Here is a 15,701-nt window from a genome sequence, read left to right on the forward strand (position 1 = left end):
ATGATTGCAGTGGTTGTGGGTTTAATGACACTGCCATTGATGTACTAAGCAATTGATTAAAAATAAAAAAGGACGCCATAGCGTCCTTTTTTATTTTAGCGAGTATTCCTACTGTATGTGCTTGGACAATTCATCCCAATGCATGTAATAAAAACCAAGTGCGGCCAGCGTGATCAGCGCCATTAGCCAAATTGCTGCTCGCCAGATAAAACGAGAACTTCTCGGCGTAAGCTCTTTTTCGCAATCATCACACGCCGCCATAAAACCTTTACGATCGTCAAGCTTATAGTCTTCCTCATGCACGATCTTGTTACGCACCGTGGCGATATAGCGCAACTTAGCTATAACGTCATGTGGCAGCCGCTCTTCACAGCTGCTGATAAGCTGATGCAGCCCTTTCCCTTCAGCGTGATATTGAGTCCGCAACAGTTTTTCGATCGTTCGGGTACGCATGACTACTTTTTCAATATCTGACACCGTAACCCTCCTTGTTAAAATTTTTCTATATTATTGATTTTATTCTTCTATAAATGCAGAATTTTTTCGAGTAGCTGAGTAGCACTTTCAACTTAAACTGTACCCTGATACGCATATAAACCGTGAACTGCGCCGAATAAAATCTAAGCATATTCTGATGAATCACGAATACTTTATCTCAACTCATAGTTTAATCGACGAGTTCTGTAAAATAGGCGACATCAAAACATTGGAGGTCATCATGCCAATCTCACTCATTTTGGCTCTTTTCGCCCTGATTGCTCTTGGCGCCTGGGTCTTCTTCCGCTTTTATAGCAAACACTACGTTGGTGAAGATGCGCCAGAACAAAGCGCACAAGTCACCATATTAGATAAACAAGCAATCGATGTTCCGGATGCCAGGCCGGGACAGGATGATCAAGAATACTGGATTTACGTTCAGCGCGGCTCTATCGGCCCGAAACGCGAATTCCAAATTGGTGTCCATTACTACCATGCGCTGAATCCGGGTGATAAAGGAACTCTGAGCTACCGCGGTGATAAGTTTCTCCACTTTGCCCTAAATCGTTAAGGTAGAAGCCAGCGAGTCTTGTCCGACCGAGAGAATAAGTAACTCATCGCCAGGGCTCCTGCTCCGCTTAATACTATCCATAACGGGATCACCCATGCAGGATGCCCCTGATACCAGCCAAATTCTTTCATCGGCCACAAGAAGATCGGGTGCAGCAGATAAATGCCTAAACTGTGCTGGCTGATAAAGCTCACCACTGTCTGAACCTTAGGAGAAAGCCCTTCACCAAAGTAACGGCCTAACATAAATATCATTGATGCAGCCAGAATCACATTCAGTGTTTTGTACGATAACCATCGTCCTACCGTGTATTTCTCTGCACCTAAGCTGTTGGTCACCACCATGGTAAAAGTAATGGCTAAGGCTACAAGGCCGAAAATGCTGAACAATAGAACCACCGAGCGTCGCAATGGAAATTTTTGGTAGAGTACATAACCAAGAGGCAGATACCCCATAAAGAGCCAGATTTGATTACTCCACGGGCCGTCAATTTTTAACAAGAATAACGCACTGGTGAAAAGCCAGATGGCCAGATAGGCATAGATAACGTTATCGTCGACATTACGTACCATCCACTGGAACAACGGGATCACAAAATAAAGTGGAATAAAGTAATAAAAGAAACCCAGGTGGTAATAAGTTTCATGATGAAAGCTGTTGCTCAGCACCTGTTTAACCGTACCAAAGTCAAAGCCTTGTGCACTCCAACCAGACAAATAAGCGTAAAACGCAGACCAAATCAGGAACGGGATCAAAACCTTACCCAAGCGTCTTTTTAAATAGTACTTACCGTCAAACGGCCTGGTATCAGAGAGCATTAACGCGCCCGTGATCAGGATAAAAACCGGCACCGCCCAGCGGGTTACACTATTGACCCCCACTGCCGTTAACCATTGATCAAGCGGAATCACCCCCAGCTCATTACGATAAGGGGCTAGGACATGGATAGCGATTACTGCCACTGCCGCCACACAGCGCAACAAATCAAAAAACAGAACTCTTTCTCTCATACCTATTCCTACAATGGCTACTTATCGTTTATAGCATAGGGTAAATTGCACTGAGTGGAATACTTAACAGGCTGATTTTGCTTATTTTTAACCTAACACCAACAGATTAAACCTAAATCATTGTACAGGTGCAGAATTTTCATCCTTTTATACAGATATCGATAGCGAGAGCTCAGAGGAAGACGGACATAAAAAAGGGCTCCATATAAGGCGCCCCGTAAGATAACAATGAAGCGAGTTTAAGCCGTAGCTATCTTAGCTTTTGGTAACTTGATAGAGATCAGCGTGGTCAATGCCAAAAACGCAAAAGATACCCACAAGCAAGCTGCCAAACCGGCTTCCTGATATATCCAGCCTGACAGCACAGTACCAATCAGGCGACCCATCGCATTAGCCATATAATAGAAGCCCACATCCAGCGACACACCATCACCTTTGGCGTAGCTGACAATCAGGTAGGAATGCAGCGAAGAGTTAATCGCGAAAACCGCACCGAAAATCATCAGGCCGACAACAATGACAATTTCCGGCTGCCAGCCAATCTGTACCCCGTAAGCAATACCGGCTGTGATAAATGCCAATATCCCCGCCCAGGCAAGCGCGGCACTGCCATCTGGCACACGTCCCTGAGCTTTACCCGTAATACGCGGGGCAAAACCCTGTACAAAGCCATATGCGATCACCCAAGCCGCTAAGAAACCGCCTACCCATAAGTGATCCCAGCCAAACACACTGCCGAGATAAACCGGTAGAGCAACCACAAACCAGACGTCACGAGCGCCGAACAAAAACATGCGCGCGGCCGACAGAATATTCACTGACTCTGATTTAGAAAATATATGCCGAAACTTAGGTTTGCTTTTCGCTTTGCCCATATCAGCTTCCAGCCAGATCATGCTGCATACGAACACCACCGCAAGAACCGCTGCCATAACAAACATAGAGTTCTGGAAGCCTATCCACGAGAGTAATAAGCCCCCGACAAAGAATCCAGCGCCTTTCAGTGCGTTCTTCGAGCCAGTCAGAATAGCGACCCACTTGTACAACGCGCCCTGCTGTTCATCCGGTACTAAGGTTTTAATCGCACTCTTGGCGCTCATCTTATTCAGGTCTTTCGCAATCCCTGATAATGCCTGTGCTGCCATCACCCAGGGAATAGTCAGCCAGGTATTTGGTACCGCTAGCATCAGCAGCGCGAAGACCTGCATAGCTAAACCAATATTCATGGTTTTGTTCAGACCTAATCTCGCCCCTAACCAGCCACCAATCAGGTTGGTGATCACGCCAAAAAATTCATAGAAAAGGAAAAGCGACGCGATAGCCAGAGTTGAGTAACCCAAGTCATGAAAATAGAGCACCACCAGCATACGTAATGCGCCGTCAGTAACGGTAAAGTTCCAGTAATTGAACGTAACCAATATGTACTGGCGGATACTTTTACTTAATTGTGAAATCATGTTGACCTCAGATGTACAGCGATGACAGCATTTGGATCATCATGTTCCAAATGCTGTATAACCTGATCAGTTACCCTGAGCAACACGCTCGATGTACTCAATCTGTACTGGTTTAGTGAATGCTCCCGGGCGTAAAGCCTGAACTTCACGTACGATATCTTCCAGAGACCACTCTTTCTCAAGTAACAAGTGCGCAGCGAAAAGGCCTGTGCGACCAGAGCCGCCCATACAATGCATCGCGACTTTACCGCCCTCTGCAAGAATGGCGTGCAATTCAGGACTTGCTTGCTGCCATTTGACCGCAAATGCTTCGTCCGGTGCGCAGTCGTCTTCAATCTCAATCTGGAACCATTTCATGCCCAGCTGTTGAGTGATTTCACCCAGTTCAGAGACGTTTTTTGACGCCAGTTCCGCATTATCTAGTGCTGTCACCACGGCTTGGACACCCTGCGATTTGAGCTGCTCAAGTGATGCTTGCAGCGCGACATCTTTGGTACCCGGACAAGGCGTTAATACCAACGCGCCCGATTCTAATTCTAATTGCCATGTAGGATGAGACATTTTCTTACACCTCTTTATTATGCCAGACCAACATTACGTACTAGCTCTGCTGTACGTGTTGCGTAACCCATTTCATTGTCATACCACGCGTAAATCTTCACCATGCGTGAACCCACAACCATGGTTGACTGAGCATCGACGATGGTTGAGCGTTGATCACCTTTGTAATCAATCGATACCAACGGACGCTCTTCAAAACCAAGAATGCCTTTCAGCTCACCTTCAGACGCTTCTTTCAGCAGTGCATTCACTTCTTCTGCTGTGGTATCTCGTTTTACATCAAAAATGATGTCAGTCAGTGATGCATTCGCCAAAGGAACACGTACTGCGTGGCCGTTAATTTTGTCTTTCAGATCAGGGAAAATTTCCACGATAGCTGTCGCGCTGCCTGTTGTCGTCGGAATAAGGCTCATGCCGCAGGCACGGGCACGGCGCAGGTCTTTATGCGGCGCATCCAGAATAGTCTGCGTATTAGTCAGATCGTGAATCGTAGTGAAAGAAGACTGCTCAATGCCCAACTTCTCATGAATCACTTTCACCACCGGCGCGATGCAGTTAGTAGTACAGGATGCCGCAGTCACAATTCGGTGTTTCGCAGGGTCGAAGATATGGTCATTCACACCCACAACGATGTTAGCAATGCCTTCTTCTTTTACCGGAGCGCTTACTACAACTCGCTTCACACCCTGGTCAAGATATTGGTCCAAGTAAGAGGTTTTACGGTGCACACCCGTTGCTTCAATCACCACATCACAGCCAGACCAGTTCACTGCATCAATATCGCGATGCTGTGTAGTTACTACACGTTTTCCGTCAATAACCAGTTCATTGCCTTCAACTTTAACTTCATGATGCCAACGACCCTGCACCGAATCGAATTCCAGTAAATGACCCAGAGTTGCTGCATCACCTGCGACATCATTAATCTGTACAAACTCAAGCTCCGGCCAGTCAAACGCCGCACGTAGCGCCAAACGACCGATACGGCCAAAACCGTTAATCCCTACTTTAATCGTCATAATTTTTTACCTTCAAATTTTCTACGTTGAAATTCTGTTTTTTACTCGCTGTTAGCAGCAGGCCTGACGACTTTTATCATGCAGGCGCGAAATATCTTGCTGGTACTCTTGCTTTAAGCAGTTCGACGCGATTAAGTCGTCGATCATCTTCTTCATCCAGCCCGGCAATTGTTGAGACAACTGGTAAAACACCCACTGCCCCTGACGTTTATCTACCAGGATGCCGCTCGATCTTAGTTGAGCCAGGTGGCGGGAAATCTTCGGCTGGCTTTCTTGCAACGCAAATGCCAAATCACCAACACAGGTCTCCCCTTCACGAGCCACCAGCATTAAGCAACGCACGCGCGTCTCATCGGATAAAAGCTTGAAAAACTGATGTGGAAGCATAGTTAACATACTCATATATGGATATGCGTATATATTTAATTAAAAACAGTAGAACCGTCAAGGGCACTGCCGTTGCCGTCATAAAAATTTAATAGTGGAAGGAATGAAGATGCTGGAATATCCGGGAGAATAGCCTTCCTGATATTTTCAAATCCGGAAGGCGACATCGAAGTTGAACGGGCGTTATGACTTTGCCGCAGCCAAGAGTGCACCGCAGCCCATAAACATAGAGCCAAATACTTTGTTGATGTTGGCCATGATTTTATCAGAGCGAATAAAGCGCCCCATCTTTGAAGCGAGCGATGTATAACCCAGCATGACACATGAATCCACTACGACAGTCGTGACACCTAAAACCAGTAACTGAGTCAGCTGATCTTTGCCCGGGTCAATGAACTGAGGAAACAGTGCCACCAGAAAAACAATCGACTTTGGGTTAGTCAGGTTAATCAGGACCGCCTTATACATGAGTGACGTCGCTGACATCTCTTTCTGATTTTCTGTCGCTACCAATCCTGAAGTATCACGCCATTTCTGAAAGCCAAGCCAGACCAGATAAGCAGCGCCCACCCATTTAATAACAGAAAATGCCGTAGCCGATTGAGCTACCAGTGCGCCAATCCCAGCGCCAACCATAGCTATATGGATGGCTAAGCCAATTTGCAAACCGATAATCGCACCCATTGACTTACGTGTACCGTAGCTCAGACCATTACTGATCGAGTTTACGGTACCGGAGCCAGGAGCCAAACTAAAAACGATCGCAGTGACCAGATAGGCAAACCAAACATGGCTATCCATTGCATTTCCTCACTAATTCTTCGATGATACATCGCGTCTACAACGTATTTTCAGGTAATCGATTGATGGCTACTCACCATACCCCTACGATTTATACTCAAGAGAACTTATTTGAGCAAGCAATAGGTGGTCCGATTGCTGAGCTCTGGCAAAGTCGTCAAGAAGGCTTTGTGAAAGGGACAGAGAAAAAGAAAATCTACTGGTGCAAGCTCACCAATCCTGAACACAAGAAAGCCGTACTGGTGGTCAACGGACGCATCGAGTCTTCCTGGAAATACCAGGAGCTGTTTTACGACTTCTACCGCCAGGGTTACGATGTCTATTCGTTTGATCACCGCGGACAAGGCCTGTCAGAGCGCCTGCTGCCGGACTCGGATATGGGTCACGTCTACGACTTCGCAGACTATATTGACGATATGGACATTGTGATCAAAAAGCACGACCTTAGCCACTACGAACAGTGCTTTATCGTCGCGCATTCCATGGGAGGGGCGATTGCAACCCGTTATCTGCAAACTCACCCACAGCATCATTTCACCGGTCTGATTTTAACCGCGCCGATGTTCGGTATTAACTTACCGTGGTACTTATCTCCTATCGCGCTCCCTGTAACACAAATTTTATCGGCAGTGTCACCATTACCGCGCTACGCGCCGGGCCATCAACCTTATTACCCAAAACCGTTTGAAGATAATCCGCTCAGCCAGAGCTATGATCGCTATCAGTGGTTCCGCAGCCTCTACTCTGACATGCCTGAACTGCAAGTTGGCGGACCAAGTACACGCTGGGTGTGGCAAGGGCTCATGGCTGCCAGGCAGTGTTTCCTGTTAACACGTCAGGTTAAACTGCCAGTATTACTGATTCAGGCAGGTAACGATCGTATCGTCAGTAATCTCGCCCAAAAACGTTTTATCGACAAACTGAGTAAAACCAACCCACATGCAGAGCTGCTATCGGTGGAAGGTGCTCATCATGAAATCTTGTTTGAAACAGATAAGTACCGTAACCAGGCACTGGATGCAATTTTCCGCTTTATGAGCTATCCTCAATCTGCCTAAGGTTAGGGTTTGTTTGTTCTGCATCAGGTTTAAAGAGGAAATGCCATCCCGGCGATTTACCCTCTTTTTCATTCCTGTTTTGGCGTACACTGCTTAGGTCTGCTCAGCTTCCATACAAAGGTGAGCAGCCTCTTAAGTTCCCCCGCATTCGGAGCATGATCTAGTCAATCTGCTGTACTCCGTTTGCACTCCACCGATTCCATTCTATGTAAACCGTTTACGAGGGCTTCATGAGCACATCGCTACCTTGCAAAGAGATCACTAAAATCGTTGCCTCAGATCTGGATGGCACCTTACTCGCTCCAAACCATCAGCTCAGCGCATATTCAAAAATGACACTACGAACACTGCATGAAATGGGCTACACCTTTATCTTTGCAACCGGCCGCCACCACGTAGATGTTGCAGGTATCCGCGGGCAAGTAGGTATTCCGGCTTACATGATCACCTCAAACGGTGCGCGCGTTCATGACCAGGAAGATAAACTTACATACAGTGAAGACATCCCGCAACATCTGGTTCAGGGAGTGATCGACACGATCAAACACGATCATGAGATACTTATCCACATGTATCAGCACGATGACTGGCTGCTGAATAAAGATGATGAGTCGCTGCGCGAGTTCCATGACGAGTTCAGCTACAAACTGTTCGATGAACATCAGGCCCCCACAGACGGCATCGCGAAAATATTTTTTACCCATGAAGGGAAAGATCATGAACGTTTAGCAGCATTCGAAACTAAGCTGCGTGAACAGTTTGGTGATCAGCTCAACATTGCCTTCTCGACTCCCTGGTGCCTGGAAGTGATGAACGGAGAAGTCTCTAAAGGTCACGCCCTGCAAGCCATCGCTGAATCGCTTGGTCTGACTCTGGAAAACTGCCTGGCATTTGGTGACGGTATGAACGATGTTGAAATGTTATCAATGGCAGGCAAAGGCTTAATCATGGGCACTGCACATGAGAAAGTGATGCAAGCGCTACCGGATAATGAAGTGATTGGCAGCAATGCCGAAGACGCAGTTGCACGTTACCTGCAAAAACATTTACTGCTGGACGAGCAATAAACAAACTACTTAAAGGGCTGCATAACGCAGCCCTTTCTATTATCTGGTTGCACACTGACCAGACAGTTTTTCTCGTCCCAGTATCGCTTCCCACTCATCTTCTGTAACTGGCATAACCGATAAACGATTGCCGCGTTTAACTAAAGGCATGTTCTCTAACTCGGGCATCGCCTTCATCACTGATAACGGAATTACGCGTTCTGTTTTTCGCACGAACTCAACATCGACCATGATCCAACGCGGATTTTCAGAATCTGATTTCGGGTCGTAATAATCGCTTTCAGGATCGAACTGGAAATGATCCGGATACGCTTCACGTACCACTTTTGCAATCCCGGCAACGCCGACATGCTTGCATGAAGAGTGGTAAATCAGGACTAAATCACCAAGCTTAACCTGGTCACGCATCATGTTACGTGCCTGATAATTACGAACTCCCTCCCAACATGAAACCTTTTGTGTCCTGAGCGTGTCAATAGAAAAGGTATCTGGTTCAGTTTTAAACAACCAATATGCCATAATGCCATCCGATGCCAATGAGTAACAATAATAAGGAAGATATAACATGAAGGCTTTAAAAAACCCAGTGACCCTCGCCACTCTGCTGGTTCTGCAGGCATGTAGCTCGCAACCGCCACAATCCGGCGCAGAAGCTCCGGTCTCGCCACCGGCCTCACTGGATAAGCCTGAAACTATTCAACCTCAAACCTTTATGTTACGTGGCACAGTGGTTATCGGCAATGAAAGTCAGTACATCATGCCTTGTGGCAGTGATAAACAATACTGGCTGCAACTGTCTCCGTCGCAAATTCAGCGCGCAATGTCACTGAGTCATCAGCCTTATCAACACATGTATGGTGAAATCATTGGCTATCTGAATCCACCCGGTAGCACGGGGTTCTCTGCTGACTTCGATGCCAACTTTGTCGTCGAACAGATAAACCACCTTACCAGCGAGAACCCTGACCGTTGCAATCAAACAAGCAAACCGACCCGGGTGTTTGGCAACGAGCCATTCTGGTCCGCGAGCTTTGAATCCGATGCTCTACAGTTGCAACAACCGGGCAAACCCACTGAAACGTTGGTCATTGAAGGTAACCATTTGCAACCTCGTCAGCGCACATATCAGCTTGCGGATGGCGAACTGCGTATGACAGAGAACCTCTGCTCTGACACCATGAGTGACGCCATCTATGGCTGGAAAGCGACGCTTACGCATAATGGGACAACGTATGAGGGATGCGGTGTGACAGCGAATGTCGACTCAACACTCGAGTGGGCAAAGACTTATGTAGCAACCTCAACCCGCTCACAGGGGTTTGAAGTGCAGATGACCTTAAACCCTGACCACAGCGCGACCACCCAGTACAGTTACACGGATGGTCAGGCACCGCTGACAGAGCGCGGTTACTGGCAACAACTTAGTCCGTCTCAAGTTCAGGTTGTTATGACTCACCACCAGCAACAGCGTTTACAGTCAGAGCGACTTTTCAGCCGCGAAGGCAACCAGCTTAAAGCCACTAAAGAGAAAGTCGGTAACCTGGTTTACCCGATTGCAGACGGTGGTCTGGTGTTATACCCGGCTACCGTGCGCCAGACTGACGCTCAGCAAATGGCTCCGGAACGTGCCAGCAAGCCTATCGGCAGCGCCGACATTCCGTCCAGTGCAGACTTCGATTCCAAAGTTGATGCCGCTGTGCGCAATTACTTCTTTATAAATAAAACCAATCCAAGCAACAACCAGTACCGCTGGCTGACTTACGACCTGAATAGTGACGGCAATGAAGAGCTGCTAGTACAGCTCGACTGGTGTGGCTCTGGCGGTTGTACTCTGCTGGTGTTTGAAAACCACCAGCAAGCATGGCGCTTCAATAGCCGCATTACCTTAGTAAAGAGCCCGGTTATGCTGGGTCAGCAAACCTCACACGGTTGGCGTGACCTGGTTTTCAGCGTCAGTGGTGGCGGAGCAACCCCAGCTCAGCATGTCATGCAGTACACCAGTGTCAGCTATCCGATTAACCCGAGCATGGCACCAACGGCAACACCCGGACAAGTAAGTGGTGTGCGTCTGTTCTCTGATGGTATCAGCCCTGTCCGCGAAGGAGTGCGCCTGTAATGTCGCAGCCGTGTCCGGATTGTAGTTTTCACTTTAACTGTATCTGCTCACTGTTGCCAAAGCTCACCAGTGAGCATGCAATGATACTGCTGATGCACCCAAATGAAGTCTCGCGGGATACCAACACGGGTAAATTACTACAGCAATGCAGGCTCAATGTCGAACAAATCATTTGGGACCGAAAACAGCCTCCTCAAGAGTTAATGGAACGGCTTGAAGACTCGGAGCTTTATCCTGTATTGCTGTTTCCTGGAGAAGAAAGTCTGACATTAGAAAACGTGAAGCAGCTGAGCAAGCAACAAAACAGACAGCCACTGTTTATTATTCTGGATGCCACCTGGCAGGAAGCGCGCAAGATGATTAACAAGAGCCACTGGCTGAAAAACGTTCCGCTCATGGGGCTGGTCACGCAAGGTGAATCGGATTACCAGTTACGCCGCAATCAGCAACAAGGCAACCTGTGTACGTTTGAAGTTGCTGCACAGTTGCTTGGGCAGTTAGGTGAGGAAGATAACCAGCGGCAGATGCAAAGCTTCTTCGACCATTATATTGCGGCCTTTCAAGCCGAGAAGAGCGGACATCCACTCAAACGGTGATGGGAAACAGGCCTGAAAAAAGCGCAACCCAAAGGAACTGCGTTTTTTTACACGCGTTTCACGTGAAACAACAACGGATATTGTTTAAGCAGATTCGATTAAACAAGAGTCAGCAAAGGTGGTAAGTGATGGATTTCCAAATCTGGAAGAGTACGTACTCTTGGTGACTGCGCGACATTGTTGTGCACATCGTTAAACCAACATGCTGCAAACCCGGCCAGCTTAGCGCCATGAACATCAGTAACAATGTGGTCACCGACATGCAGAATATTTTCTGCCGGCAAACCCAGAATCTGCTGTGCTTTAGTGAACATATCTCCGGCTGGCTTGGCTAAACCATCAGGCCCCGCCTTCAGCACAGTGTGAAAGTATGGCGTCAAACCGACTTTATCTAAGTCAACATTGCCATTGGTGATCGCCACCAGCGGGATCTTCTCGCCAAGTTTAGTCAGCACATCAAGGCTTGGTTGTGGCACTTCAAACCGGCTCCGCCAATCCAGAGCTATCTGTAAGCCCTCTTCCGCTGCTGATTGTGCTTGTTTCGTATCATAGCCCGCTTCGAGAAACCCCTGTTTGAGCTGTACCAGGCGGCAAAGAGTGACATCACTTTTTAACTCAGGAGACTGGCGTAAAACGCGCTTTTTCACCTCAAGCCAATCCGGCCTTTCCATATGAGCGACCGCCGGATGCATGTGCTGCAACCAGGACAAGAGTTCACGTTCCATGCGGACAATGACCGGATAGTTGTTATAGAGGGTGTCATCAAGGTCAAACGTCATGGCCTTGACTGGTGCGATACGGCGGTAAAACTTCATTCTTTAGTCTCCGCTCTTTTTACGTGCCCGCGGGTGTGCCTGATCATAAGCCTGCGCTAAATGCTGGAAGTCCAAATGAGTATAGATCTGAGTGGTCGAAATATTTTCGTGCCCCAGCAGCTCCTGCACCGCCCTTAAGTTATTACTGGATTCCAGCATATGAGTGGCAAAGGAGTGACGCAGCTTGTGCGGACTGATGTGGCTGGCCACCGACTGCTTTTGTCCCCACTCCGCCATGCGCTTTTGCACACTGCGGTGAGAAATACGCGTCCCTAGCTTGGAAACAAACAATGCGGGTTCACCCGCTTCAGCAAGACTGCCACGGATTTTGAGCCATTTACCTACCCACTTAGTCGCCATGCCGGAAAATGGCACCTTACGCTCTTTGTCACCTTTACCGATGACACGCAATTCGCCACTGCGCAGATGCACGTCCCGGACATCGACACTGACCAGCTCAGCCAGGCGTAAACCCGCACCGTACATCAACTCCATCATCGCACGATCACGTACCGCCAGCGGATCGTCTTCATTCACTTCCAGTAACTGGTTTACTTCATCAACGTCGAGGTTTTTGGGCAACGGTCGCTTTTTACGTGGAGCGGAAACACCTTTGGCCGGATTTGCTGACATCTCACCACGCAGGATAAGAAAATCAAAGAAACTGCGCAGTGACGATAACCGGGTAGCCAGGCTACTCGCTTTCATCCCTTCGCGCATCCCCTTACCCGCTAACTGACGAACCCAGCCAGCATCAACCTGGGACCAGTCTTTCAGGCCCATTTCAGTTAAGTGCTGCGCCATGGTTTCCAGTTGTTGCTTGTAGTTGCGCTGAGTGTGCAGGCTCAGCCCCTTCTCGCTTCGCAGAAACTCATAAAAACGCTCAAGAGGCTTTTGCAGGCTATTTGGCAGAGGAGTGTTTGGAGTTGTCATCATCGTAACGTTGCCATACCAGTGTTTGAGCAAGATGCGCGACCACTAAGGATAAATGACGCAAAAACAAGGTATCCATATCAGGCTGGAAATGGCCGCCATCCTCGCTTGAGAAGACTAGCACGCCGAGCGTCTGCTTCTTCACCAGCGGCAACACGACATAAGAGCCCATTTCAGGGACCTCGATGTCACCAAACAGGGCTTCGCGATCGACTTTACGTAATCGGCCGAGATACGCCTCTTTACCGTTAAGGTGTGTGGTAGCAAAACGCTGATAGTTTCCCGTACTCAGCTGAACCGACGCATCACACTGACTAAAAAGACGAACGTAAGCACGTAAACCCAAATCATGGGCTTTCTGCTCAATGGCATAAATCACTTGCTTAAAGTCAACGCACTTAAGGATCTGCCCCTGCAGGTCCATGAACTCATAGAAGGTTCTGTCATTGCTGGCAGCCAGCGACATCAGTGTCGTAATCTCTTCTTCAAGTTCTTCGATACGCTGACGCTGGCGGTTCATCTGAACATGCACCAGCGAAACCGCCCCCAAGTCCGCGTGCGGAAACGAGAGACGGTCAACCAGCTCCGGACGCTGAACAAAGAAATCCGGATGATCTTTAAGATACTCTGCAACAACCTCGGCCGTCAGCGTATCGGCTTCAACCTGAGACAACACGTTTTCTTTCTCTTCTATTAGCACGACAGCTGCCCATCAAATACGTGAGTGGTCGGGCCAGTCATAAACAACGGCTTACCCGGACCCTGCCAGGAAATATTCAGCTCGCCGCCTGGCAGAGATACTTTGACATTCTCATCCAGCAGCCCCTGCAGAATTCCGACTGCAACTGCGCCACACGCACCACTGCCACACGCCTGGGTTTCACCAGCACCGCGTTCATACACGCGCAGACGGATATTGTTCCGGTCGACTACCTGCATAAAGCCGGCATTCACCCGTTCAGGGAAACGTTCGTGCGATTCTAAAAGCGGCCCGAGTGTCTCGACATCAGCAGTATCGACATCATCCACCACAGTGACAACATGCGGGTTACCCATGCTGACAGCGCCACAAAACAGAGTCTTGTCACCGGCACGCATGATATAGGTTTTCTCTTTTTGTTTCGCTTTGAAGGGAATCTTGTTCGGTTCGAATTCTGGTACGCCCATATTGACCGTGACTTCATCATCTTCTTCAACGTTGAGGACCATCTTTCCTTTCTTAGTACTGACGCTGATACTGTACTTGTTAGTCAGACCTTTCAGGCGGACAAAACGTGCAAAACAGCGTGCGCCATTTCCGCACTGCTCCACCTCACTACCATCCGCATTAAAAATGCGGTAATGGAAGTCTGTCTCAGGATCGTATGGTGCTTCAACTACCAGAAGCTGGTCAAACCCGACTCCGGTATGACGATTCGCCAGTCGGCGGATCAACTCTTGCGAGAAAAACACGTTCTGGGTGATACAGTCAACGACCATAAAGTCGTTACCCAAACCGTGCATTTTGGAAAAATGGAAATGCATGTGTTGTGTGTTACTCCGGTAGAATCTGTTCCAGCTGCCACAAACTGGTCAGCTCTTCACGCTGGCGTACTAAATGGCTTTGCTTGCCGTCTACCATTACTTCCGCCGCTCGGGTACGGGTATTGTAATTCGAAGACATAACAAAACCATAGGCGCCAGCAGAACGAACCGCGAGTAGATCACCTTCTTGTAAAACTAATGCGCGATCTTTACCCAGGAAATCACCCGTTTCACAAATTGGGCCCACTAAATCGTAAGTTTGCGATTCGCCTTCACGTGGTGAAACCGGCACAATATCTTGCCACGCCTGGTAAAGTGCAGGACGCATCAAGTCATTCATCGCGGCATCAATGATGGCAAAGTTTTTGTGTTCGGTGTGTTTTAAGAACTCAACACGTGTCAGTAAGATACCTGCATTCGCAGCAATCGCACGGCCCGGTTCAAAAATCAGTTCCAGTTCTTGATGATTTTCCAGACGGCCTAACAGCGCTTTAGCGTAATCAGATGGCTGAGGAGGCAGTTCATCACGGTAGACAACCCCCAGACCACCACCAACATCAAGGTGACGAATATTGATACCTTGCGCCTTCAGGTCATCAATCAGAGTCAGCAGACGATCAGTCGCATCAATAAACGGCTCAATATCCGTTAACTGTGAACCGATATGACAGTCGATACCCTGTACGTTTAAGTTCGGCAGACTTTGTGCGAACTTGTACACCTCTGGTGCACGGTCGAAAGCGATACCAAACTTGTTGTCACGCAGACCAGTCGAAATATAAGGGTGCGTTTTCGCATCGACATCAGGGTTAATACGCAACGAAATTGGTGCAATTACGCCAAGCTCTCCCGCAACTTTGTCAAGACGTTCCAGTTCTGGCTCAGACTCAACGTTAAAACACTTGATACCAAGTTCCAGTGCACGTTTCATTTCTGCAGGCGTTTTACCAACACCTGAAAACACAACCTTCTTCGCATCACCACCAGCAGCAATAACACGTTCCAGTTCACCACCAGAGACAATGTCAAAGCCTGACCCTAATCGAGCTAATGTATTGAGTACACCTAAGTTTGAATTTGCTTTTACCGCATAACAAACCAGATGTGGATGCTGACCCACAGCACTATCAAACGCCTTCCAGTGGCGTTCCAGCGTAGCTCGAGAGTAGACATAAAGAGGAGTGCCATATTGCTCGGCCAGAGCTTGAAGTGAGACATCTTCGGCCCAAAGTTGGCCATCATCCTGATAGTTGAAGTAATCCAAAATTCGCTTCCCTTATTTTATTCGACTGCAGAACCCTAATTTCAC

Annotated in this window: 18 protein-coding genes; 5 read left to right on the forward strand and 13 right to left on the reverse strand. The window is 48.1% G+C overall.

What is annotated here, in order from left to right:
* Positions 1-108: 108 nt before the first annotated feature.
* The gene (locus tag KHN79_RS13535; RefSeq protein WP_182011590.1) at positions 109-477 is read right to left on the reverse strand and encodes a DUF4145 domain-containing protein; all 369 of its coding nucleotides are present in this window, start codon (positions 475-477) and stop codon (positions 109-111) included.
* Positions 478-718: 241 nt separating this feature from the next.
* Here KHN79_RS13535 and KHN79_RS13540 point away from each other — a divergent pair, with 241 nt between their 5' ends.
* Complete coding sequence (locus tag KHN79_RS13540; protein WP_182011589.1) at positions 719-1,048, forward strand: DUF2500 domain-containing protein; 330 nt, start codon at positions 719-721, stop codon at positions 1,046-1,048.
* On the opposite strand, the gene KHN79_RS13545 is transcribed toward KHN79_RS13540, so the two are convergent.
* The 6 genes from KHN79_RS13545 to rhtB form a co-directional block, all read right to left on the reverse strand.
* Complete coding sequence (locus KHN79_RS13545; protein ID WP_182011588.1) at positions 1,045-2,058, reverse strand: acyltransferase; 1,014 nt, start codon at positions 2,056-2,058, stop codon at positions 1,045-1,047. The two genes, KHN79_RS13540 and KHN79_RS13545, sit on opposite strands and share 4 nt — an antisense overlap.
* Before the next feature lie 239 nt (positions 2,059-2,297).
* Positions 2,298-3,515: an organoarsenical effux MFS transporter ArsJ gene (gene arsJ / locus KHN79_RS13550; protein WP_182011587.1), complete on the reverse strand. Its 1,218-nt coding sequence runs from the start codon at positions 3,513-3,515 to the stop codon at positions 2,298-2,300.
* A gap of 66 nt (positions 3,516-3,581) precedes the next feature.
* A complete protein-coding gene (locus KHN79_RS13555; protein WP_182011586.1) occupies positions 3,582-4,076 on the reverse strand; it encodes a cyclin-dependent kinase inhibitor 3 family protein in 495 nt (164 codons plus the stop codon).
* Positions 4,077-4,093: 17 nt separating this feature from the next.
* A complete protein-coding gene (locus KHN79_RS13560; protein WP_182011585.1) occupies positions 4,094-5,095 on the reverse strand; it encodes an ArsJ-associated glyceraldehyde-3-phosphate dehydrogenase in 1,002 nt (333 codons plus the stop codon).
* A 51-nt stretch (positions 5,096-5,146) separates the two neighbouring features.
* The gene (locus KHN79_RS13565) at positions 5,147-5,482 is read right to left on the reverse strand and encodes a metalloregulator ArsR/SmtB family transcription factor (protein WP_182011612.1); all 336 of its coding nucleotides are present in this window, start codon (positions 5,480-5,482) and stop codon (positions 5,147-5,149) included.
* A 183-nt stretch (positions 5,483-5,665) separates the two neighbouring features.
* Positions 5,666-6,283: a homoserine/homoserine lactone efflux protein gene (rhtB, locus tag KHN79_RS13570; RefSeq protein WP_182011584.1), complete on the reverse strand. Its 618-nt coding sequence runs from the start codon at positions 6,281-6,283 to the stop codon at positions 5,666-5,668.
* A gap of 65 nt (positions 6,284-6,348) precedes the next feature.
* On the opposite strand from rhtB, the gene KHN79_RS13575 reads away from it, so the two are divergent.
* Together KHN79_RS13575 and KHN79_RS13580 are read left to right on the forward strand one after the other, a co-directional pair.
* Positions 6,349-7,341 (forward strand): alpha/beta fold hydrolase, encoded by a 993-nt coding sequence (locus tag KHN79_RS13575; protein WP_182011583.1) that lies wholly within the window; start codon positions 6,349-6,351, stop codon positions 7,339-7,341.
* 230 nt (positions 7,342-7,571) lie between these two features.
* Positions 7,572-8,408, forward strand: coding sequence for a Cof-type HAD-IIB family hydrolase (locus tag KHN79_RS13580; RefSeq protein ID WP_182011582.1), 837 nt, complete (start codon positions 7,572-7,574; stop codon positions 8,406-8,408).
* Positions 8,409-8,447: 39 nt separating this feature from the next.
* On the opposite strand, the gene KHN79_RS13585 is transcribed toward KHN79_RS13580, so the two are convergent.
* Positions 8,448-8,927, reverse strand: coding sequence for an EVE domain-containing protein (locus tag KHN79_RS13585; protein WP_182011581.1), 480 nt, complete (start codon positions 8,925-8,927; stop codon positions 8,448-8,450).
* Between the two features lie 46 nt (positions 8,928-8,973).
* Between KHN79_RS13585 and KHN79_RS13590 the strand changes: the two genes are divergently transcribed.
* Positions 8,974-10,524: a hypothetical protein gene (locus tag KHN79_RS13590; RefSeq protein WP_182011580.1), complete on the forward strand. Its 1,551-nt coding sequence runs from the start codon at positions 8,974-8,976 to the stop codon at positions 10,522-10,524.
* Positions 10,524-11,120 (forward strand): tRNA-uridine aminocarboxypropyltransferase, encoded by a 597-nt coding sequence (locus KHN79_RS13595; RefSeq protein ID WP_182011579.1) that lies wholly within the window; start codon positions 10,524-10,526, stop codon positions 11,118-11,120. Before KHN79_RS13590 ends, KHN79_RS13595 begins: the two co-directional genes overlap by 1 nt.
* 98 nt (positions 11,121-11,218) lie before the next feature.
* Here the strand turns inward: KHN79_RS13595 and yigB are convergent, their stop codons facing one another.
* Genes yigB through lysA form a run of 5 tightly spaced genes read right to left on the reverse strand, consistent with a single transcriptional unit; the run spans position 11,219 to position 15,656 of the window.
* Positions 11,219-11,935: a 5-amino-6-(5-phospho-D-ribitylamino)uracil phosphatase YigB gene (gene yigB / locus KHN79_RS13600; RefSeq protein WP_182011578.1), complete on the reverse strand. Its 717-nt coding sequence runs from the start codon at positions 11,933-11,935 to the stop codon at positions 11,219-11,221.
* 3 nt (positions 11,936-11,938) lie between these two features.
* The gene (gene xerC, locus KHN79_RS13605) at positions 11,939-12,871 is read right to left on the reverse strand and encodes a tyrosine recombinase XerC (protein ID WP_182011577.1); all 933 of its coding nucleotides are present in this window, start codon (positions 12,869-12,871) and stop codon (positions 11,939-11,941) included.
* A complete protein-coding gene (locus KHN79_RS13610) occupies positions 12,837-13,568 on the reverse strand; it encodes a DUF484 family protein (RefSeq protein WP_182011576.1) in 732 nt (243 codons plus the stop codon). Before KHN79_RS13610 ends, xerC begins: the two co-directional genes overlap by 35 nt.
* Positions 13,562-14,392, reverse strand: coding sequence for a diaminopimelate epimerase (gene dapF, locus KHN79_RS13615; protein WP_182011575.1), 831 nt, complete (start codon positions 14,390-14,392; stop codon positions 13,562-13,564). The genes KHN79_RS13610 and dapF overlap by 7 nt, the downstream gene beginning before the upstream one ends.
* Before the next feature lie 10 nt (positions 14,393-14,402).
* Positions 14,403-15,656 carry a diaminopimelate decarboxylase gene (lysA, locus tag KHN79_RS13620; protein WP_182011574.1) on the reverse strand — a complete coding sequence of 418 codons (1,254 nt, stop codon included), beginning with the start codon at positions 15,654-15,656 and terminating at the stop codon, positions 14,403-14,405.
* Between the last annotated feature and the right edge of the window lie 45 nt (positions 15,657-15,701).

It is taken from the genome of Vibrio sp. B1FLJ16 (assembly GCF_905175385.1).
GTDB lineage: Bacteria > Pseudomonadota > Gammaproteobacteria > Enterobacterales > Vibrionaceae > Vibrio.